The 19,522-nt window shown below is 71.9% G+C and carries 18 protein-coding genes and 1 tRNA gene; 8 read left to right on the forward strand and 11 right to left on the reverse strand.

All coding sequences use genetic code 11. The annotated features are described in order from the left end of the window. Window positions 1-21: 21 nt before the first annotated feature. Complete coding sequence (locus VMN58_10420) at window positions 22-2,343, forward strand: heterodisulfide reductase-related iron-sulfur binding cluster (protein ID HUF33607.1); 2,322 nt, start codon at window positions 22-24, stop codon at window positions 2,341-2,343. 13 nt (window positions 2,344-2,356) lie between these two features. Here VMN58_10420 and dcd read toward each other — a convergent pair whose 3' ends face one another. The 3 genes from dcd to VMN58_10435 form a co-directional block, all read right to left on the reverse strand. Continuing rightward, window positions 2,357-2,929 (reverse strand): dCTP deaminase, encoded by a 573-nt coding sequence (gene dcd / locus VMN58_10425; GenBank protein HUF33608.1) that lies wholly within the window; start codon window positions 2,927-2,929, stop codon window positions 2,357-2,359. Between the two features lie 113 nt (window positions 2,930-3,042). Further along, window positions 3,043-3,774 (reverse strand): maleylpyruvate isomerase family mycothiol-dependent enzyme, encoded by a 732-nt coding sequence (locus tag VMN58_10430; protein ID HUF33609.1) that lies wholly within the window; start codon window positions 3,772-3,774, stop codon window positions 3,043-3,045. A gap of 5 nt (window positions 3,775-3,779) precedes the next feature. After that, complete coding sequence (locus tag VMN58_10435) at window positions 3,780-4,268, reverse strand: nucleoside 2-deoxyribosyltransferase (GenBank protein HUF33610.1); 489 nt, start codon at window positions 4,266-4,268, stop codon at window positions 3,780-3,782. A gap of 94 nt (window positions 4,269-4,362) precedes the next feature. Here VMN58_10435 and VMN58_10440 point away from each other — a divergent pair. Further along, window positions 4,363-4,436: transfer RNA gene (locus tag VMN58_10440), tRNA-Gly, on the forward strand. Between the two features lie 122 nt (window positions 4,437-4,558). Here VMN58_10440 and VMN58_10445 read toward each other — a convergent pair. The 3 genes from VMN58_10445 to VMN58_10455 all read right to left on the reverse strand — a co-directional run bounded on the left by VMN58_10445 (window position 4,559) and on the right by VMN58_10455 (window position 6,227). Further along, on the reverse strand, window positions 4,559-4,831 hold the full coding sequence (locus tag VMN58_10445) for a hypothetical protein (protein ID HUF33611.1): 273 nt from the start codon (window positions 4,829-4,831) through the stop codon (window positions 4,559-4,561). Between the two features lie 5 nt (window positions 4,832-4,836). After that, complete coding sequence (locus VMN58_10450; protein HUF33612.1) at window positions 4,837-5,007, reverse strand: hypothetical protein; 171 nt, start codon at window positions 5,005-5,007, stop codon at window positions 4,837-4,839. A gap of 377 nt (window positions 5,008-5,384) precedes the next feature. Then, the gene (locus VMN58_10455) at window positions 5,385-6,227 is read right to left on the reverse strand and encodes a class I SAM-dependent methyltransferase (GenBank protein HUF33613.1); all 843 of its coding nucleotides are present in this window, start codon (window positions 6,225-6,227) and stop codon (window positions 5,385-5,387) included. Between the two features lie 109 nt (window positions 6,228-6,336). Between VMN58_10455 and VMN58_10460 the strand changes: the two genes are divergently transcribed. Then, window positions 6,337-6,777, forward strand: a complete 441-nt coding sequence (locus tag VMN58_10460; protein HUF33614.1) for a GNAT family N-acetyltransferase — start codon at window positions 6,337-6,339, stop codon at window positions 6,775-6,777. A 291-nt stretch (window positions 6,778-7,068) separates the two neighbouring features. On the opposite strand, the gene VMN58_10465 is transcribed toward VMN58_10460, so the two are convergent. Next, window positions 7,069-8,238 (reverse strand): PP2C family protein-serine/threonine phosphatase, encoded by a 1,170-nt coding sequence (locus VMN58_10465; protein ID HUF33615.1) that lies wholly within the window; start codon window positions 8,236-8,238, stop codon window positions 7,069-7,071. A 204-nt stretch (window positions 8,239-8,442) separates the two neighbouring features. Between VMN58_10465 and VMN58_10470 the strand changes: the two genes are divergently transcribed. The 4 genes from VMN58_10470 to VMN58_10485 all read left to right on the forward strand — a co-directional run bounded on the left by VMN58_10470 (window position 8,443) and on the right by VMN58_10485 (window position 12,331). After that, window positions 8,443-9,099, forward strand: coding sequence for a 4a-hydroxytetrahydrobiopterin dehydratase (locus tag VMN58_10470; GenBank protein ID HUF33616.1), 657 nt, complete (start codon window positions 8,443-8,445; stop codon window positions 9,097-9,099). A gap of 6 nt (window positions 9,100-9,105) precedes the next feature. Then, a complete protein-coding gene (gene rocD, locus VMN58_10475; protein ID HUF33617.1) occupies window positions 9,106-10,332 on the forward strand; it encodes an ornithine--oxo-acid transaminase in 1,227 nt (408 codons plus the stop codon). Between the two features lie 90 nt (window positions 10,333-10,422). Next, the gene (locus VMN58_10480) at window positions 10,423-11,040 is read left to right on the forward strand and encodes a cytidylate kinase-like family protein (protein ID HUF33618.1); all 618 of its coding nucleotides are present in this window, start codon (window positions 10,423-10,425) and stop codon (window positions 11,038-11,040) included. A gap of 43 nt (window positions 11,041-11,083) precedes the next feature. Continuing rightward, window positions 11,084-12,331 (forward strand): MFS transporter, encoded by a 1,248-nt coding sequence (locus VMN58_10485; protein ID HUF33619.1) that lies wholly within the window; start codon window positions 11,084-11,086, stop codon window positions 12,329-12,331. Here the strand turns inward: VMN58_10485 and VMN58_10490 are convergent. Beyond that, window positions 12,318-13,910 carry an FAD-binding oxidoreductase gene (locus VMN58_10490; protein HUF33620.1) on the reverse strand — a complete coding sequence of 531 codons (1,593 nt, stop codon included), beginning with the start codon at window positions 13,908-13,910 and terminating at the stop codon, window positions 12,318-12,320. The two genes, VMN58_10485 and VMN58_10490, sit on opposite strands and share 14 nt — an antisense overlap. Window positions 13,911-14,087: 177 nt before the next feature. Between VMN58_10490 and VMN58_10495 the strand changes: the two genes are divergently transcribed. Next, window positions 14,088-15,350 (forward strand): peptidoglycan DD-metalloendopeptidase family protein, encoded by a 1,263-nt coding sequence (locus tag VMN58_10495; GenBank protein HUF33621.1) that lies wholly within the window; start codon window positions 14,088-14,090, stop codon window positions 15,348-15,350. Window positions 15,351-15,357: 7 nt separating this feature from the next. Here the strand turns inward: VMN58_10495 and VMN58_10500 are convergent, their stop codons facing one another. Genes VMN58_10500 through dnaB form a run of 3 tightly spaced genes read right to left on the reverse strand, consistent with a single transcriptional unit; the run spans window position 15,358 to window position 19,485 of the window. After that, on the reverse strand, window positions 15,358-15,570 hold the full coding sequence (locus VMN58_10500; protein ID HUF33622.1) for a hypothetical protein: 213 nt from the start codon (window positions 15,568-15,570) through the stop codon (window positions 15,358-15,360). Between the two features lie 49 nt (window positions 15,571-15,619). After that, window positions 15,620-17,185, reverse strand: coding sequence for a gamma-glutamyltransferase (locus VMN58_10505; GenBank protein ID HUF33623.1), 1,566 nt, complete (start codon window positions 17,183-17,185; stop codon window positions 15,620-15,622). An 8-nt stretch (window positions 17,186-17,193) separates the two neighbouring features. Next, window positions 17,194-19,485 carry a replicative DNA helicase gene (gene dnaB / locus VMN58_10510; GenBank protein ID HUF33624.1) on the reverse strand — a complete coding sequence of 764 codons (2,292 nt, stop codon included), beginning with the start codon at window positions 19,483-19,485 and terminating at the stop codon, window positions 17,194-17,196. Between the last annotated feature and the right edge of the window lie 37 nt (window positions 19,486-19,522).

Consider the following 19,522-nt stretch of genomic DNA (forward strand, 5'->3'; position numbering starts at 1 on the left):
GCGTCTAGCCTGACCGGCGCTATGGCAACCACCACGGAGCAGCCGGCGCCATCGTCCGACGAGGCGCCCACGTCCAAGCGACCCAAGGTGAAGGCGAGCTCGGTCGCCCTGGCGGTGGGCATCGGCTTCTCGATCGTCACCATCGGATCGTGGGTGGCGGCGACGCTGTTCCACTTCGAGACCGACGACCCAGTCCACCGCACGGTCTTCGGCAACATCCCCGACGCGTGGGTGCTGGCCTTCTACTCGGTCACCCCGGTGCTGCTGATCTGGGGAGCCTGGCACTTCTCGCTCCGGGTCCGGAACTGGGAGCGGGGCGCCCCCGACCGGCGGGCCACCACCAAGGCCAACGTGGGCCGACGCCTGAAGGACTTCCGGGCAGGCGTCTACATGCAGACCCTGCTGCGCGACCGCGGCGCCGGGCTCATGCACTCGATGATCTACTTCGGGTTCCTGACACTGCTGGCGGTCACCACGGTGCTCGAGATCGACCACCAGATGCCGCCGGTGCTGAAGTTCCTCCACGGCGACGTCTACCGGGGCTACGCCTTCGTAGGCGACCTCGCCGGGGTGGTGTTCACCATCGGGGTGGCATGGGCCATCTACCGCCGCTACATCCAGCGCGTCTACCGGATCCGCATCAAGTCCAAGCCCGAGCACGCCCTGATCCTCGCCACCTTCCTGGTGCTCGGCATCACCGGGTTCACCACCGAGATGTTCCGCATCGCCCTCGAGGGCCGGCCCGACCACGAGGTCTGGTCGTTCATCGGGTACCCGCTCTCGGGTCTGGTCGATGGGCTCAGCGCCGAGGCCCTCTCGAGCTGGCACCGCTCGCAGTGGATCACCCACGTGGTGGCCTTCTTCACCTTCCTCGTGATCCTCCCGATCACCATGCTCCGTCACATGTTCACCAGCCCGCTGAACATGTACCTGCGCGACCGCGAGCGCCCCAAGGGCGCCATGAAGGCCATGCCCAACCTCATGGAGACCGAGCTCGAGACCTTCGGTGCCAGCGTCATCGAGGATTTCACCTGGAAGCAGCTGCTCGACACTGACGCCTGCACCATGTGCGGCCGCTGCACCAGCGTGTGCCCGGCGCATGCCACCGGCAAGGCCCTCGACCCCCGCGAGATCGTGCTCAAGACCGGAGAGGTCATGGCCGCCACCGCTGCGGGCTCGCCGGTGTCGCCTCCCCTCGGCGTCGACCGCGACATCACCATCTCGTCCAACGCCATGTTCGAGCGGATCACCGCCGAGGAGATCTGGCAGTGCACCTCGTGCAAGGCGTGCGACGAGATCTGCCCGGTCAACATCGAGATCCTCGACAAGATCCTCGACATGCGCCGCTACCTGTCGCTCATGGAGTCCAACTTCCCCTCCGAGCTCGGCAGCGCCTACCGCTCCATGGAGAACTCCGGCAACCCGTGGGGGATGGCGCAGGACGACCGCGCCGCGTGGGCCAAGGACCTCGAGGGCATCGACGTGGTCGAGCCCGGTAGCGAGCTCGACCACGAGTACCTCTACTGGGTCGGCTGCGCCGGCAGCTTCGACGACAAGAACCAGAAGGTCACCCAGGCCACCGCCAAGCTCATGCAGCGCGCCGGGCTCGACTTCGCCATCCTCGGCCCCTCGGAGATGTGCACCGGCGACCCCGCCCGCCGCTCGGGCAACGAGTACATCTTCCAGATGCTGGCCATGCAGAACATCGAGACGCTCGACGGCATGGCGGTCAAGAAGATCGTCACCCAGTGCCCGCACTGCTTCAACACCCTGCTGAACGAGTACCCGCAGCTCGGCGGCCACTACGAGGTCATCCACCACTCCCAGCTGCTGAGCCACCTCATCGACTCCGGCCAGCTCGATGTGTCCGGTGCCCGCCTCGACGAGCGGATCACCTACCACGACTCGTGCTACCTCGGCCGCCACAACGACATCTACATGGGGCCCCGCAAGGTGGTGGGCGCCATCGCCGGCGTCGAGGTGGTCGAGATGGGCCGCACCGGCACCAAGGGCATGTGCTGCGGCGCCGGTGGTGCCCGCATGTGGATGGAGGAGACGGTCGGCAAGAAGGTCAACGACGAGCGTTCCCAGGAGGCCATCGCCACCGGGGCCACGCGCGTCGCCACCGCCTGCCCGTTCTGCTACATCATGCTCGACGACGGCGTGAAGGGGGCCGGCAAGGAGGAGGATGAGGTGCGCGTGGCCGACATCTCCATCCACCTCCTCGAAGCCCTCGAGCACCCCACCGTCGCCAACGGCGCGCGCCGCAACCCCGCCGAGGACATCAAGGTGGGTGGCGGCGCCGGCGAGGACACCGACCCCGAGGTCGAGCCGGCCGAGTAGCGGCCCACCCTCGCTAGCGGCGGGGGCGGAAGTTCTCGAAGTAGCGGCTGGGGGTGGGACCCCGCTGGCCGTGGTACTTCGAGCCGAGCTTGCCGGTGCCGTAGGGCTGGTCGGCAGCAGTGGTCATCTGCAGGAAGCTGATCTGGCCGATCTTCATGCCCGGGTAGAGCGTGATCGGCAACGTGGCCACGTTGGAGAGCTCGAGCGTGAGGTGGCCGTCCCAACCTGCATCGACGAATCCCGCGGTGCTGTGGATGAGCAGACCGAGGCGGCCGAGGGAGCTCTTGCCCTCGAGGCGGGCGACCAGGTCGTCGGGCAGCGCCACCCGCTCGGCGGTTGAGCCGAGGACGAACTCGCCGGGGTGGAGGATGAAGACGTCGTCCTCGCCCACCTCGACCAGCTCGGTGAGCTCCTCGAGGTCCTGCTTCACGTCGATGTGGGCCATCGTGTGGTTGCGGAACACCCGGAAGAAGCGGTCGATGTGCAGATCGACCGACGACGGCTGGATGTCGGCCTCGTCGAAGGGCTCGATGACGATGCGGCCCGCAGCCAGCTGCTCGCGGATGGTCCGGTCGGAGAGGATCACGGCTGCCGACCCTAGCGCCGACCGGTGACGGCGACGGAGGTGGGACGTGGCCCCTCGCGGGGGTGGTTCAGGGGCAGAACATCACCGGTCGAGGGTCAGGTTCCGCATCGACATCAGAGGGCGGCGGCGGTCCGGAAGCGCGCCACGACCGACTCGTCACCGAAGACCTCCAGCTCGCCGAGGGGGTCTCGGCCCCACGAGATGAGGAGCAGGTCCCGCGCCGTCGCCCTCACGGCCGCGTCGCCCTTGGCATGGCCGCGTGCAACCTCCACGTGGTCGCCGTGCATGGTGAAGAGCCACTCTCCCGTGGCGTCGGTGGCGTGCAGGTGGAGGGTCTCGCCGCTGCCGCCGACGGGCTGGCCCTCGGCATGGGGGATGAAGACGTCGCACATCTCGTCGATGCCGTCGACCGCGAAGCCGGGATCGACCGGCTCCGGCTCGACCCCTGCGGCCAGCTCGGCATCGATCCGGTGCACCAGGGTTTCCTGGGCGATCCGCCGGAAGTAGAAGTCGGTGGTGCCGGGGCCGGCCCACGTCCACCGGCGCTCGCCCGGCGTCGCGGCTGACAGGACGGCAACGGCCTCGTCGACACCGGCCCGGAACCAGTCGGCGAGCGGTTGGCCCTCGGCGGGAGGAAGGCGCCAGGTGGCCGGATCCGGAAACTCGGCGGGATCGTCCCGGACGGCGGCCGTCTGCCATCGGTGGACGTTGCCCGTGTGCCGGACGAGCTCGGCGAGGGTCCAGTCAGGACACGTCGGCACCGGGGCCGACAGGTCGCCCTCGGCCAGGTCGGCCATCCGGTGCCCGTCCCGGCGCAGGTGGGTGAGGTAGTCGTCGCGCTCCACGGACGTCAGCCTGCCACGGCGGCCGAGAGGGCGGCGATGGCGCCGTCGAGGCTGGACTCGATCACCCCACCGGAGCGCTCGATGAAGTGCTCGACCTGGAGGTTCACCACGGTGGCCTCGTTGTCGCCGCTGTCGCGCAGGTCGCTGCGCCAGCCCACGACGGGGACCTCGAGCGCGGCGGCGTAGCCGATCTCGGCCGCGGTGCCCGAGTCGACGTCGGAACCGTCGAGCACCGCCAGCACACCGTCGGCGCGGTCGATCATCGAGGCGTTGGCCGCCCCCGCGGCCCGGTTGGCCCGGACCAGCGCCCGGCGCCGCTCGTCGTGGTCGACGATGCCGAGGGCGGTCTCGATGTCGCCTCCGCCGGTCCACGGGTCGGCGACGTCGAAGCCGGCGGCCCGCACCGCGGGGACCACCACCTCGTCGTGGAAGCGGCGGCCGGGCTCGGTGAACCCCAGCGGCCCGGCGAGGTACACCAAGGGGCGATCGCGCATGGGCCCATGGTGGCCCACCGGAGCTCCTGCCGGCGGGTCACGCCTTGGGCCCCGACGGGTGTCCTCCTCGCCGAGCAGTAGAGTGCGCGACGCCGCGGGTGTAGTTCAGAGGCAGAACATCAGCTTCCCAAGCTGAGAACGCGGGTTCGATTCCCGTCACCCGCTCCACTCGAAGGCCCTGGTCAGGGCGCTGCGGCGCCCCTCCGACCGGGGCCTTCGTCGCGCCGGGAGGGGCGGCGTGACCTTGGCGTGACCTAACGGGGCGGCTCCTGGGGAGCCACGGCGGCGCGTCACGGGGTCTCGACGAAGCTGCCGTAGCGCTGCTGGGCCGCCTGGGCCGAGGTGCCGAGCTGGTCGCCGATGCGCTTCCACGACAGCCCGGCGGCGCGGGCGGCGACGACGGCTTCGGCGATCTGGTGCTCGGTGCGAGCGCGCGCCAGGGCGGCGCGCCGCAACAGGTGCTCGGCGACGTCCACCTCGTCGTCGGGCGAGGGCTCGTAGTCCTCGAAGCGCTGGGCCAGCTCGTCGGCGTGGTCGAGGATGTCCTGGATCGATCGGGGCATCGGTGTCACCTCAGGAACTTCGGGCGGGCTGCCATGGCGTGGACGACGAACTCGACGCCATCCTCGGACGTGACCACGCCCACCTCGAGGGGTCGGCCGGCGCGATCCCCGCCGATGACCATGGTGAGGTCGTCGCTCTCGAAGACTCGGATCGGGTGGCGGTAGGCATGGAGCATGTCGTCATCGTGTATCCCGTGCCTCCGGGCGCTTGCCAGGACGACGGGTTCCACTACGTCAAGTTACCTTGTTCGTGGTCCGCGGGGCCTGTCGGCTCGAAAAAGGTGTCGATACTCCACTAGGCCGCTGAGCGGCCCGGGATCTCGCGAGGGAATCTGGGAACGGTCAGTGACGGTTCCTAGCGGTCAGCGCGACCGAGGGCCCTCAGGGTTTCCCGCCTCGGCCACCGACCTGGCGCCCGCGACTCGGTACGACGTTCTGGGCGCCCCGCCGGCTTCGGAGACCCACCCCAGGTGTCGCAGCCAGGTGTTATCCGCGATCGACGGCCCGCGCGATCGGCACTTATGCGCTCAGAATGAGGCCGCACTCTGGTCGTTCATTGGGATTCCGATTGCAGCCAGAAGACGAACACGGTGGCGTCTTCCTTCGCGGGACGGCCGGCTGCGTCGAGGACTGCGACCGTTGCGAGTCCCACCGATGACGCGAGCCTGCGAAAGCCGTCCTGCGTGTGCCAGTGGAGCACCCATGGTCGATCGACCGTCGTTCGCCGTCCCGCGGTGACCCGTTCGTAGCGGAGGGTCGTGCGTTGCGTCCGCGCCTCGTCGTCGCGCTCCTCGGCGATGGCAGTGACGCTGATGGTGGACCCGTCCGGCTCAGTCGCAGAGCGTGGTTGGCCGAGCGCATCTTCGGCCGTCGGCGTCGGGACGAACAGGGGAACGAGGGCGGAGCCGCCCTCGTCGAGGTGGTCACGGATTCGTTCCAGCGCTCGCGTCGCCGTGGTGTCGTCCGGCAGCAGGTTGAAGGTGGGGCCCGCAAGGAAGATCGACCGGTAGCGCCTGGGAAGGTCGAGTGATTCCATCGCCTGGTGATGCACCGTGACGTCGAGACCGTCGTCGGCGGCGCGTCGGCGACAGATCGCGAGCATGTCGGCTGACGAGTCGACGCCATCGACGTCGAGGCCGCGTCGACGCAGCTCGAGAAGCGGATCGCCGTTGCCGCAGCCGAGCTCGAGGGCAGGCTGGCCCGAGGCTTCGATGAAGCGGGCGTACGACTCAGGGTCTTGCGACGCCGACTTCAGGGGCGCGTAGAGCTCGGCGACGATGCCCGTGTAGAACGATGCCGGCTCCACACTCTCGGCAGTCTCGCGCCCGCTCAGGCGGGCTGCGTCGCGATAACGACGCGGACGCTCGGGCAGTCGCCGGATCTGGACGCAGTCCACACACCGGATATCTACGGAACCGCCCCGCGGCAAGCGCCGGTGGGTGACAGGCTCTGGGTGGTTGATGACGATCCCGGCATCCGTCGCCACACTCTCGGAAGGAGCGACTGTGGTCGAGATCCGCGAATTGCAGGTGGGACAGCCGGATGTGCTGGTCGAGCTGTTCGCGGCGGTGCTCCCAGACTTCGATCCCTCCCTCTCAACCGACGGTGCCGGGCCGCAAGCGTTCCTCGAGGACCCAACATCCTTTGCGCTCGGCGCGTACGTCGGCCGAACTCCGGCTGGCCTGGCGTGGGGTCTGCACATGCGCTCGCCCAGCGGACGGTTGACCACCTACGTGCACGAGTTGGACGTGCGCGAGGCGTGGCGGCGACAAGGCATCGCGACGGCGCTCATCACCGAGGCCATGGTGCTCGCGCGCAGGCACGGCTCAACCAAGTTCTGGCTCTCGACGGGTGCGCACAACGAGACGGCCCAAGCGCTCTACGAGTCTCTCGGCGGGGATCGGAAGCCTCTCGGCGATGTCAACTACTGGTGGACCCTCGACTGAGCTTGTGCCTCCCGGCACCGGACCGAGCTCGTAGGTGGCCGCGGGGTTCCGCAGAGTCCGATCCCGCGCTCATCTCGGCTCCGGCGTGACCTTGGCGTGACCTGACGGACGGTCACGGGCGGCTTCTGGCGGTCACGGACGGACACGCTAAAACGCTGTGACCAGGGAGTTCGCGCTGAACCGGCTGGTCAGGAACCCCCTCCGATCAGCTTCCCAAGCTGAGAACGCGGGTTCGATTCCCGTCACCCGCTCCAATCCAACCCACTGCGCTTCCCGGTCTCTGACCTGAGGTCAGCCGGACGTGGCCCGATCGAGGCTGGCTCCTCCGGTGGCGTTGCGGACACCACGCGGTCCGTACCAGTCGATGCAGAGGACGGTCGCGTCATCGCGGAGGTCGCCACCGGTCGCGTCGAGCACGTCTCGCGCGAGCTCACGGACGACCTCGCGGGGGTGCCGGTCAGCGGAGTGCACGAGGATGTCGCCGATGGCGATGTCGGCGTTCCGCTCGAGGAACCCGTCGGTCACGATCAGCAGGCGGTCGCCGGGCTCGAGCGTCAGTCTGTGGGTCTCGTACGAGTCGCGAGAGATGCCGAGTGGCAGGCCCGGAGTCAGGTCGACTGCTGCCGCTGCGCCGTCTCGGAGGAGGTACGGCAGGGGATGGCCGGCATTGACGATGTCGACGGCGCCGTCGGCGATCCTGATCCGCAGGATCTGGGCCGTGACGAACTCGTCAGAAGCGGAACTGTCGATCAGCGCGGCGTTCGCCGCGTTGGCCTGTTCGCGTGGAGACGCCCCTGACCGACGGGTGTTGCGGAGGCTCCCCACCGCAAGGGTGGCGAGCAGCGCGGCGCCAATGGCATGACCAACCGCGTCGCTGACGGAGGCGTACAGGTACTCACGATCGACGGAGTAGTCGAAGGTGTCGCCACCGACGCTCGCTGCCGGCTCCAGCCAGCCGGCGAGCGTGAACGGGCCGCCCTCGACGGTGTAGGAGTCGGGCAGCAGGCGACGCTGGATCTCGGCCGGGAGCGAGAACGGCACATCGCGCTGCGCCCACTCGAACAGGTCCGTGTGCCGGCGGGCCGCGACCACCGTGTACGCCAGGGCGTGCGCGGCAGACGTGAGGTACCGGAGGGTCTCGGTGTCAGGGCGGTGCGGGAGCGTGAGCTCGAGGATGCCGATGGCGTCGCCGCGCTCGGTGACCGGGACGAGGACCCGCCAGCCGTCTCCGTGGGACTCGACCACCTGTTCCTGGCTCGTGAGGACTCGATGGCGTGGCGACCCGTTGAGCGGGAACGACTCCTTGCGCTCGTTGCGTCCGTCGGCCATGCCACCCTCGCTCCTGGTGACGTGCGACATCCGCACGGCGGCCGTCCCCGAGAAGTTTGCGACCAGGAGACTCACCTCGGTGGCGTCGAGCATCCGGACGAGCTCGGCCGCCAGGGCGTCGACGGCCCCCACCGGCGGGGCAGTCTCGACGGACGCGAGCAGCCGCCGGAGGTCGAGTCGACAACCATCTGCATCCACGACCGGCATTTGATCCGCCACCGCCACACGATAGACAGAACCGGAAACGCGCGAGGTCGTCTCGGCGCTCGGAGCGACCGCTCACCGCGTGAGCGTGCACGCCGCTCACGCAGAGCCCCGCCCTGGCAACCTTGGTAGATGGACGCGACCCAGAGGCTCACGGCGGACCAGGTCAGCGGAAGCGAGCAGCTGGATGACTGGCGAGTGCTGCTGAAGACGCTCCAGGCGTCGTTCCGCACCGGCTCGTTCGCTGCCGGCGTCGAGCTCGCCGCCCGCATCGGCGCCGCGGCCGACGACGCCGACCACCACCCCGACCTGACCATCACCTACCCGCGCGTCCACGTCCTCCTCACCACCCACGAGACAGGCGGCCTGACCACCCGCGATGTCGACCTCGCCCGCACGATCTCGACGATCGCCGCCGAGCTCGGCATCCCCGCAGAGCCGACGGCGGTGGCCCAGATGGAGATCGCCGTCGACGCTCTCGACATCTCCGCCGTGAAGCCCTTCTGGGAGGCGGTCCTCGGCTACGAGGGTGCGGGTGACGACGAGTGCGTGGATCCCTACGGTCGCGGCCCAGCCGTCTGGTTCCAGCAGATGGACGCCCCCCGCCCCCAGCGCAACCGGATCCACATCGACGTGACCGTCCCTCACGACGTCGCCGAGGCGCGGATCGCCGCAGCGCTGGCGGCCGGCGGCACCCTGGTGTCCGACGACGCAGCACCCGCGTTCTGGGTCCTCGCGGATCCCGAGGGCAATGAAGCGTGCATCAGCACGTGGCAGGGCCGGGACTGAACGGGCGTGGGCACACCGACCGCACCGCAGGAGAGCCCCGACGGGCGGTGGGCCGCCCCGAACTACAACCCCCTACCGGTGACGCTCACCGCCGCCGAAGGGTCGTGGGTCACCGACGACGAGGGGCGGCGCCTCCTCGACCTGCTGTCCGCCTACTCGGCGTTGAACTTCGGTCACCGCCATCCGGCGCTCGTGGCGGCCGCCAAGGCGCAGCTCGACCTGGTGACACTGACCTCCCGGGCGTTCGGCAACGACCGGCTGCCGCTGTTCTGCGAGCGGCTGGCGGCGCTGTGCGGCCAGGAGATGGTGCTGCCGATGAACACCGGCGCCGAAGCGGTGGAGACGGCCATCAAGGCGGCCCGCCGCTGGGGCATGCTCCGGCGGGGGGTCCCCGACGGGGAGGCGGAGATCATCGTGTGCGACGGGAACTTCCACGGTCGCACCACCACCATCGTCGGCTTCTCCACCGATCCCGAGGCGAGGGAGGGCTTCGGGCCGTTCGGCCCCGGGTTCACGGTCGTGCCCTTCGGCGACGCCGCCGCCATGGCGGCGGCGGTCACGCCCCGGACGGTGGCGGTGCTCGTCGAACCGATCCAGGGTGAGGCAGGGGTGCGGATCCCGCCGGACGGCTACCTGCGGGCGGTGCGCGAACTGTGCGACGACGCCGGCATCCTCCTCGTCGCCGACGAGATCCAGTCCGGCCTCGGCCGGACCGGCCGCACGTTCGCCTGCGACCACGAGGGGGTGCGCCCCGACGCCTACCTCCTCGGCAAGGCGCTCGGTGGGGGCATCGTGGCCGTCTCCGCCGTGGTGGGCAGCGCCGACATGCTCGGGGTCCTGACCGCGGGCCGGCACGGGTCGACCTTCGGTGGAAACCCGCTGTCGTGCGCGGTCGGGCTCGCGGTGCTCGACCTCCTCGAGTCGGACGAACCCCAGCGACAGGCGACGGCGATGGGTGAGGTCCTCGCATGCCGGCTGGCGGCACTCCCCCGCCACCACGTCACCGCCGTTCGGGCGCGAGGACTGTGGGCCGGTGTCGACCTGGCTCCCTCCCTCGGCCCCGCCCGGGCCCTGTGCGAGGAGCTGATGCGCCGCCGGGTCCTCGTCAAGGACACCCACGGCTCGACGATCCGCATCGCCCCACCGCTGAACATCCAACGCCACGACCTCGACTGGGCCTGCGACCGGCTGATCGAGGCCCTCGACGCGCTGGCCGAGCGCTCGGCACGCTGAGGAGCCGTGCCCCTTGCCCGGCCACTGGCGCGTCACCCCCCGGGCACGATCCCTGGCATCGTGTGTGGAGGTCGACGATCAGGAGGCGGTGTGCGGGTCATCGCGGTGTCTGCGAGCTACGGGGCGGGAGGCAGCGTCATCGCCCCCCTGGTGGCCGAGCGCCTCGGGGTCGCCTACCTCGACCGGGCCGTCGCCGCCCGAGACAGCCAGCGCATGGAGGAGGAGGTCCGCGAGGCCGCCGTCTCCGAAGAGGAGCTCGAGCGCGGGCTCTGGCAGCGGATCATCAGCGCCCTCGCCGCGACCCCGAGCGAGCTGAGCCCCGTCACCGAGACCGTCGAGCACCCCGACCGGACGGTCCGGCGAGAGGCCGAGGCGCGCCTCCACGCCTTCGCCTCGAGCGGCGCCGGTGGGGTGGTGCTCGGATGGGCGGCGTCGGCGGTCCTGCCCGAGGCCTACCGCGTCCGCCTCGACGGCCCCGCCGAGCGACGCTTGCTCCAGGGCATGGAGATCGAGGACCTCGACGAGGACACCGCCCGGCGCCGGCTGGAGAAGACCGACGAGGTCCGGGCGCTGTACTGGCGCCGGCTGTACCAGCGCGACTGGCGCGACCCGGCGCTCTTCCACCTCTTCATCGACTCCACGGCGCTCGATCTCGACACCGTCGCCGACCTGATCGTGCGGGCTGCCACCGCCGCCTCGACCCGGTGACCGGGTCGGGGCCCGACCGACCTTGACGACCAGGCCCGCCCCAGTGGCGGGCGCCGACCGCCGGGCTCAGCGGCTGCCGTGGCTGGTGCTGGCCGGTGCGGTGGTCATCCAGGGAGCCACGGGACCCGGCCAGACGGTCGGCGTATCGGTCTTCGTCGACCACCTCGCCACCGATCTCGACCTGTCGCGGTCGGGGGTCTCGTCGGCCTACCTCGTGGGGACCCTCTGCGGGGCACTGACCATGCCCGCGGCGGGGCGGCTCATCGACCGTCGGGGGGTCCGCTTCGCCACCCTCGCCTTCGGCGGCGGCTTCGGAGCGGTGCTCATCGCCATGTCCGGCGTCACCGGGTTCGTCACCTTGGCGCTGGGCTTCGCGGGCACCCGCATCCTCGGCCAGGGGGCCCTCACCCTCACCGCCACCACCACCGTCGCGGTGTGGTTCGACGAGCGACGGGGGCTGGCCAACGGCATCAAGGCGGCCGCCGGAGGGGCGCTCATGGCCCTGGTGCCGATCGCCTCGGCGGTGCTCATCCGGGCCGTCGGGTGGCGCACGGCCTGGGTGGTGCTCGGTCTGGCCGCGTGGGCCGTCGTCCTCCCGCTCGGGGTCTGGCTCATCCGCGACCCGCGGACGAACGAGGTGGAGCCCGATCACCACGGCACCGGCACCGGCTCGCCCATCGTGCTGCCCTCCTGGCCGGTCGCCGAGGTGCTCCGCCACCCTGCCTTCTGGGCCATGACCGGCGCCACCGCGCTCGCGGCCCTCATCGGCACCGGGCTCATGTTCCACCACATCGACCTGCTCACCGGGCGAGGCCTCTCCGCCACCCAGGCGGCGGCCACGTTCCTCCCGCTCACCATCGCCAGCGCCGCCGGCGCCCTGACCGCCGGCCGCTACGCCGACCGGGTGTCACCGCGGCTGCTGACCGCCATCGGCCTGGTCCTGCTCGGGGCGTCGGCAGCGCTGGTCCAGGTGATCGGCGGCACGGCCACCGCCGCCCTCTACGGGGCCGTCCTCGGGATCGCCGCGTCGTCGATCCGCACCATCGAGGCCACCGCCCTCCCCCGCTGGTTCGGCATCGCCAGCATCGGCCAGATCCGGGGGGTGGTCATGGCCGCCGGGGTGGGAGCCAGCGCGGTGGGGCCGCTCATCGTGTCGCTCGGTCTGGACGTGTTCGGGTCGTACACCCCGGTGCTCAACGTCCTCTGCGGCACCTCACTGCTGCTGGCCGCGGCCACGCTGTTCGTCCACCCACCACGGCCGCGGAGCGCAGCGCCGCTCACGGATCGATGAGCACCCCGGGGTTGAGGGTGGCAGCGGGGTCGAGCGTGGCCTTGGCCGAGCGGAGGGCGTCGGCGAAGAGGTCGGGCCGCTGACGGTCGTACCAGGGACGGTGGTCGCGTCCCACGGCGTGGTGGTGGGTGATGGTGCCGCCGGCGGCGAGGATGGCCTCCCCTGCCGCCGCCTTGACCTCCGCCCAATGCTCGACCTGTGACCCGTGGCGGCTGGGGGCCAGCACGGTGAAGTAGGGCGCCGGGCCGTCGGGGTAGACGTGGGTGAACCGGCAGGTGAGCGTGCCCCCGCCGCACACCTCGCGCAGGGCCAGCTCGACCCCCTCGGTGATGGCGCCGTGCAGCTCGTCGAAGGCGTCCCACGTGCACGCCGTCTCGAAGGTCTCGGCGATGCAGCCGAGCGCCACCACGGCATCGCGCCCGTAGGGGGCCCGGAGGAACGAGCCGCGCCAGGTGCCAGCGGCCCCCTCGTCGGACGACGACCTGATGCCCTCGGGAACGGTGCCTCCGTGGTCGGCGCACAGCTCGACTGCCCTCGCCACCCAGGCGTCGAGGGGGTGGTCGGCCGACTCGAAGCCCACGACCAGCAGCGCCGAGCCGTCGGTCACGCCGGCCGATCCGGCCGCCTCGGCCGGGTCGAGGAGCCGGAGGTTCGACGGCCACAGCCCTGCCTGAACCACCGCCCGGGCGGCGGCGGCGCCCTCGGCGAAGGTGGCGAAGTGCACCCCGGCGGTGGCCTTGAACCGTGGACGGTCCTGGAGCCGCAGCCACGCCTCGGTGATGACCCCGAGGATCCCCTCCGAGCCGAGGAGCAGCCGGTCGGGGGACGGGCCGGCACCCGAGCCCGGCAGCCGGCGCGACTCGAGCACCCCGGCGGGGGTCACCGCCCGCACCGACTCCACGAAGTCGTCGATGTGGGTGTGGTTGGTGGCGTAGTGGCCTCCCGACCGGGTGGCGATCCACCCGCCGACGGTCGAGAACTCGAACGACTGCGGGAAGTGCCGCAGGGTCAGCCCGTGGGGCCGCAGCTGGTCCTCCAGCACCGGGCCGAGCGTGCCGCCCTGGACCCGCGCCGCGCGCGAGGTGCGGTCGATCTCCACCACCCGGTCGAGGGCGGTGAGGTCGACCGACACCACGCCGCGGTAGCCCTCGCCCACGTCGCACCCCACACCACCGACCACCGACGAGCCACCGCCGTAGGGGATGGCGGCGATGCCCGCCCCCGCGCACCAGTCGAGGATGGCCACCACGTCGGCCTCGTCGGCCGGGCGGGCCACGAGGTCGGGTGGGTGGGGCAGCTCGCCCCGGAAGCCCCGCACGGTGTCGACGAACGACTTGCCGTAGGTGTGCCCGGCGCGGTCATCGGGGTCGGCCGAGCAGCGGGCGGCCAGGGCGTCGGGCGCGTCGACGCGCGGAGGTCGCAGGTCGAGGTCGGCTGCATCGGGTGCGTCGCGCTGCTCGACGTCGCCGAAGCCGGGACGGGTGGCGATGGACGCCCCGATCTTGGCCACCTGCTCACTGGTGAGGGCCTCGTCGGCCCACCCCCAGCCCCACCACGAGCGACGCCGGACCTCTGCCATGCCTACCCCCTCCGTCGATCCGCTGACGCTACCCCCGGTGTCGGGCGCCGGGCGCCGGGCGCGGGCACGGCGCGAGCGGGGTGCCTTGCCCGAACCGTCAACGTTCCGTAACCTCATCGACACACAGCGCACGGCTCCGGGACGGCTCGCGCCCCGACGCCAACCGTGGTGAGGAGCATGTTGGTCGTCGTACGTCGGGGTTGGTTCGCGCTGTTCGTCCTGGTGGCGGTCGTCGCCGGGGTGCCTCCGGTGGCCGGAGCCCAGAGCGACCCCGAGGCCGAGCGCCGCGAGGCCCAGCAGCGCCGTGCTGCCGTGAGCGCCGAGCTCGACACCCTGACCGCCACCGAGGCCGAGCTCGCCCAGGCCGACCGTGCCCTGCGCGCCTCCATCGCCGCCCAGCAGGGCGAGCTCGGCGCGGCCCGCAGCGCGGTCGCTGCCGCCGAGGAGCAGGTCGTGGCGGCAGAGGCCGAGCTGGCCGCCGGGGTGGCCGCCATCGCCGAGCTCAAGGCGCTCGTCGTGGAGCGGGCTGTCTCGGAGTTCAAGAACCCCCCGTCGTTCGACCTCGATGCCTTCCTCCGCTCGAGCGACATCGCCCAAGTGGCCCGCAACCGCTCGCTCCTCGGTGCGGTGTCCGGCAACGACGCCGACGTGGTGGCCCAGCTCCGGGAGGCCGAGGAGGACCTCGTCGCCCAGCGGGCCCAGACCGAGCGGGCCGCGGCCGCGGCCGCCGCCCGAAGGGACGAGGTCGCGACCACGCTCACCGACCTCGAGGACTCCCGTGCCCAGCAGGCGGAGGTGAAGGCCGCCCTCGACGAGCGGATCCAGGACTTCCGGCGCGAGGCCGACCAGCTCTCCGCCCAGGAGGAGGAGCTCACCCGGATCATCGCGGAGCGCGCCGCCGAGCAGCGCCGCCTCGAGGAGGAGCGCCTGGCTGCGCAGCGGACAGCTGCCAAGTCCGCCGCCGACCGGGCCGCCGCCGAGCGCCGCCGGAGCGCACCTCCCGCCCGAGGTGGCGAGCCGGCTCCCGCGCCGGCGCCCACCCCCCGCCAGGAGTCGGCCCCCTCCTCGTCCGGCGCCCGCCTCATCTGGCCCACCTCGGGCCGGGTCACCTCCGAGTTCGGCACCCGCTGGGGCCGCCAGCACGCCGGCATCGACATCGGCGCTCCAACCGGCACCGCCATCCGGGCCGGCGCCGACGGCACCGTGTTCTTCACCGGCTGGATGAGCGGCTACGGCCACACCGTGATCATCGACCACGGCGGGGGCTTCACCACCCTCTACGCCCACCAGAGCTCGATCGTCGCCCGCAACGGCACACGGGTCAGCCAAGGCCAGCTCATCGGCTACGTGGGCAACACCGGCCGGTCGACCGGACCCCACCTCCACCTCGAGACCCGGGTCAACGGCGCCGCCCGCAACCCGCGCAACTACCTGCCCTAGGACCAGGTCAGCCGGTCAGCAGGCTGGCGATGGCCCAGAGGGCGGCCACGGCACCCACCACGATCATCACCACCGAGCGACCCACCGGCGCGCGGGCCAGGTCGGTGTCGTCCCGGCCCTCGGGGGGCGGGCGGACCAGGGCCATGGCGCTGCCCACCACCATGGCCGCGCCGAGGGCCAGGACCAGGAGCACCAGCAGGTCGTCGCCGAGGGGGGACACGGGCCGAGCGTAGAGCGCGACCGCGCCGTGGGCGGCCGCAGGGGTGGCCTCAGAGCCCGACGGCGGCGCCGGTGAGGGCGCGGGGGTCGGCAGCGCCGGCGAGCATGCCGTCGGGGCCCACCACGATGGCGTGGGCGTGGCCCAGGTTGGCACCAGGTCGGGCGCGCACCACGTCGTGGCCGAGGGAGGCCAGGCCCTGCTCCCAGCTGTCGGGTGCGGACGCCTCGATGGTGGTGGGCTGCGGGCCGGCGCCCTCCCACGTGGTGAAGCCGCCGTCGCCGAGGGACCAGCGGGAACCGCCGACCGCCCGGCCGGGTGACTCGCCGTGGTGGAGGATCCGGGCCAGCAGCTGCAGCACCACCTGGGGCTGGATGTCGCCGCCCATGGTGCCGAGCACGGCGACGAGCGACCCGTCGTCCCCGGTGACCAGCACCGGCAACAGGGTGTGCGGCGGGCGCCGGCCGGGGGCGAGCTCGGCCGGGTGGCCGGCGGCGAGGCTGAAGCCGATGCCGCGGTTCTGCAGGAAGATCCCGGTGCCCGGCACCACCAGGTGCGCGCCCCACCCGGCAGCGTTGGACTGGATCAGAGACACCCCCATCCCCTCGCCGTCGACGGCGCAGAGGTAGATGGTGCCGCCACCAGCCGTGGGGGCCCCGGGGGCGGACCGGCGGGCAGGGTCGATCGTGGCGCGCCGGCGTGCCATCTGCTCGCCGTCGAGGAGCGCGTGACCGTTGGCGCCGTCGAAGAGGACCTCGAGCCGGTCGGCGCCGGCCACCCGGGCCGCCTCCGACAGCAGGTGGGCCCACGCCGGGTCGTCGGGGTCGTCGGGCAGATCGAGGCCCGAAGCGATGGCGGCACCCGCGAGCGCCAGGTAGCCCTGCGAGGGGGGCGGCACCGTCCAGACGTCGTGGCCCCACGCCCGCACCGACAGCGGCTCCTCCCACACCGCCTGGTCGCGAGCGAGGTCGTCGACGGCGAACAGCCCCTCGCCGAGCGCCCGCAGCCCGACCCCGAAGTCGCCGCCGTAGAAGGCCTCCCGGCCGCCCGCGGCGATGCCGGCGAGGGCGGCGGCCACCAGCGGACGGCGGACCCGGTCACCGGCGCGGAGCCCACCGGGTCGGAGGAAGTCGCCGGCGCCGGCCACCTCGGCGATGAGGGCGGAGGAGGAGGCGAGGAGCGGTGAAGCCGGGAAGCCGTCCTCGGCGTAGCGGCGGGCCGGCTCGAGGACGTCGGCGAGGGGGAGGCGGCCGTGTCGGGCGTGCAGGGCGAGCCACCCGTCGACGCAGCCGGGGACGGTGACCGAGCGCACGTCGTCACGGAAGGGCATCGCCGCGAGGCCCTCGGCCCGCATTGCCTCGGCGTCGGCCCCGGACCCGGCGCGCCCGGCTGCCGCCAGGGCCGTCGGCGGGCCGCTGCCGTCGCCCACCAAGGCGAAGAGGTCGCCGCCCATCCCACACATGTGCTGGGTGGTGACGGCAAGGACGGCGCTGGCCGCCACGGCGGCATCCGCGGCGGTCCCACCGGCACGCAGCAGGGCGACGCCGGCCGACGAGGCCAGGTGGTCGACCGAGCACACCATGCCGCCGGGGGCGTGGACGGTGCGGAGGGCCGCCATCGGGTCGTTCAGACCCCCTTGGCCATGTTGGCGAAGCGGGTGTAGTGGTCGAGGAAGGCGAGGCGGTCCATGCCGGTGGGCCCGGAGCGGTGCTTGGCCACCAGGACCTCGCACGTGCCCCGGTCGGCGGACTCGGTGTTGTACAGCTCGTCGCGGTACAGGAACATCACCACGTCGGCGTCCTGCTCGAGGCTGCCCGACTCACGGAGGTCGGCGAGCATCGGGCGCTTGTCGGCACGCATCTCGAGGCCACGGGAGAGCTGCGACAGCGCCACCACCGGGCACTCGAGCTCGCGGGCGAGCACCTTGAGCCCCCGGCTGATCTCCGACACCTCGACCTGACGGTTCTCGGCCCGGCCGCGCCCGGTCATGAGCTGGAGGTAGTCGACCACGACGAGGCCGAGGTCGCCCACGCGGGATTTGAGGCGCCGCGCCTTGGAGCGGATCTCCATGACCGTGGCCTGGGGGTTGTCGTCGATGTAGAGCGGCGCCTCGGCGAGGCGGCCGATGGCGTGGCTGATCTTGGTCCAGTCGGCCTCGGCGAGGCGACCGTTGCGCATGCGGGTGGCGTCGACCCGTGCCTCGGCCGAGAGGATGCGCTGGGTGATCTCGAGGTGGCTCATCTCGAGCGAGAAGAACAGCACCGGCCGGTTCACCTCGAGCGCAGCGTGCGCCGCCATGCCCAGCGCAAAAGCGGTGTTGTGGGTGGGGATCATGGCCCGGCCGGCCAAGAAGAGATGACTAGGCGAGCTGACGGCGATGCAGCGTGTCGGCACCGACGGCACCTCGACGATCTCGGTGATCGCCCGGCGGGTGTGCCGCCCGTTGCGACGGGTGCTGACCACCTCGGCCAGCCCCGCCACCTTGCGGGGGAGGCGGAACACCGGGTCGAGTGGTGTCCAGCGGAAGCGCCAGGCCTCGGCGAACCGGCCATCGCCGAGCGGGATCTGCTTGTGGGAGATCGGGTTGGGCTTGTGCCCCACCGACGCCACCAGCTCCCACACCTGCTCGAGCAGCTCCCGGTTGGCCAGGCACAGCTCGACACCGCCACCCGAGCGGGCAACGGTGCCGTCGGTGTCCATGATCCCCTGGAGCAGCGCGAGCCGCTGCTTCTGCGACGCCCGCAAGTAGGCCCGGGGGATGTGCTCCTCCCCCCCGTCGCCCAACCAGCAGCCGAGCACGTAAGGGTCGACGGGAAGGTCGGCATCGGGGAGGTCGAGGGCGGCGAGCGGCAGGTACCAGTTCGGGCGGTCGCCACCGGTCCGCACCCCTTCGTCGACCATCTGCTGGGTGGTGACGACTCGAGGGTGGCGCATCCGCGCCGACTGGTCGCGTGCCAACGACGGTTTGGCGGGAGGGCCAGCGGCCATGCGGTCGGTGCGGGCACGGTGCGACTTCCAGGCTGGCAGGTCGTAAGCCAGCCACCGGTGGCCGGCATCGGCGACGATCGTGCTCCCATCGTCGAAGCGGACCTCGAAGCAGCGATGGTCGGGGAACACCGGCGAGGTGTAGAGCACGTGGCACGGCTGGCCGCGCTCGTCGATCACCTGGTCGCCGACCTGCAGCTCACCCATCGTGCTCCAGCCGGTGGGCGTGGGGACCGGGGTGTCAAGGGCCAACGCCTTGCCAGTTGCGGGCCTGGCGCCGACGATCACGAGGCTGGAGGGCTGGAGGCCCGACATGAGCTCGTCGAGGCCGTGGTAGCCGGTGGGCAGGCCGGTGATGGCGTCGCCCTTCTCGTAGAGCATCTCGAGGCGGGTGAGGCTGGCGTCGAGGAGCTCCCGGATGGGGGCCATGGTGTCGCTCTGGCGCCGCTGGGCGACGTCGAAGACCATCGACTCGGCCAGGTCGACGGCGGCGACGACGTCGTCTGGCAGGCCGTAGCCGATCTCGGCGACCTCGTTGGCGACGCCGATGAGGCGGCGCAGGAGGGCGTGCTCGCTCACGATCCGGGCGTAGCGGGCCGCGCTCGACGTGGCGGGGGTGTTGGCCTGCAGGGTGACGAGGAGGGCGGGGCCGCCCATGGGCTCGAGCAGGCCGGCCCGGTTCAGCTCCTCAGCGACGGTGACCGGGTCGGCCGGCTCACCGGCGCCGTACAGCGAGGTGATGGCCTCGAAGATGTGGCCGTGGGCCGGCTTGTAGAACTCGCCGGCGGTGACGCCCACCTCGGTGGCGGCGACGATGGCGTCCTTGCTGAGGAGCATGGCACCGAGGAGGGACTCCTCGGCCTCGATGTTGTGGGGAGGCACGCGACCGGCGGGCCGCGACGACCGCGGCTGGGGGACTTCGGCGAGTGCCATGTCACCACCCTTCTTGGTCGAGCCTGTGGGTCGCTAG

Source organism: Acidimicrobiales bacterium (assembly GCA_035512495.1).
Taxonomy (GTDB): Bacteria; Actinomycetota; Acidimicrobiia; order Acidimicrobiales; family CADCSY01; genus DATKDW01.

Excerpts from the sequence above, each read along its gene's own strand:
- VMN58_10420 (HUF33607.1), top strand. The coding sequence starts at position 22 with ATGGCAACCACCACGGAGCAGCCGGCGCCATCGTCCGACGAGGCGCCC.
- VMN58_10435 (HUF33610.1), bottom strand. The coding sequence starts at position 4,268 with ATGCGCGATCGCCCCTTGGTGTACCTCGCCGGGCCGCTGGGGTTCACC.
- VMN58_10445 (HUF33611.1), bottom strand. The coding sequence starts at position 4,831 with ATGCCCCGATCGATCCAGGACATCCTCGACCACGCCGACGAGCTGGCC.
- VMN58_10450 (HUF33612.1), bottom strand. The coding sequence starts at position 5,007 with ATGCTCCATGCCTACCGCCACCCGATCCGAGTCTTCGAGAGCGACGAC.
- VMN58_10470 (HUF33616.1), top strand. The coding sequence starts at position 8,443 with ATGGACGCGACCCAGAGGCTCACGGCGGACCAGGTCAGCGGAAGCGAG.
- VMN58_10490 (HUF33620.1), bottom strand. The coding sequence starts at position 13,910 with ATGGCAGAGGTCCGGCGTCGCTCGTGGTGGGGCTGGGGGTGGGCCGAC.
- VMN58_10495 (HUF33621.1), top strand. The coding sequence starts at position 14,088 with ATGTTGGTCGTCGTACGTCGGGGTTGGTTCGCGCTGTTCGTCCTGGTG.
- VMN58_10505 (HUF33623.1), bottom strand. The coding sequence starts at position 17,185 with ATGGCGGCCCTCCGCACCGTCCACGCCCCCGGCGGCATGGTGTGCTCG.
- dnaB (HUF33624.1), bottom strand. The coding sequence starts at position 19,485 with ATGGCACTCGCCGAAGTCCCCCAGCCGCGGTCGTCGCGGCCCGCCGGT.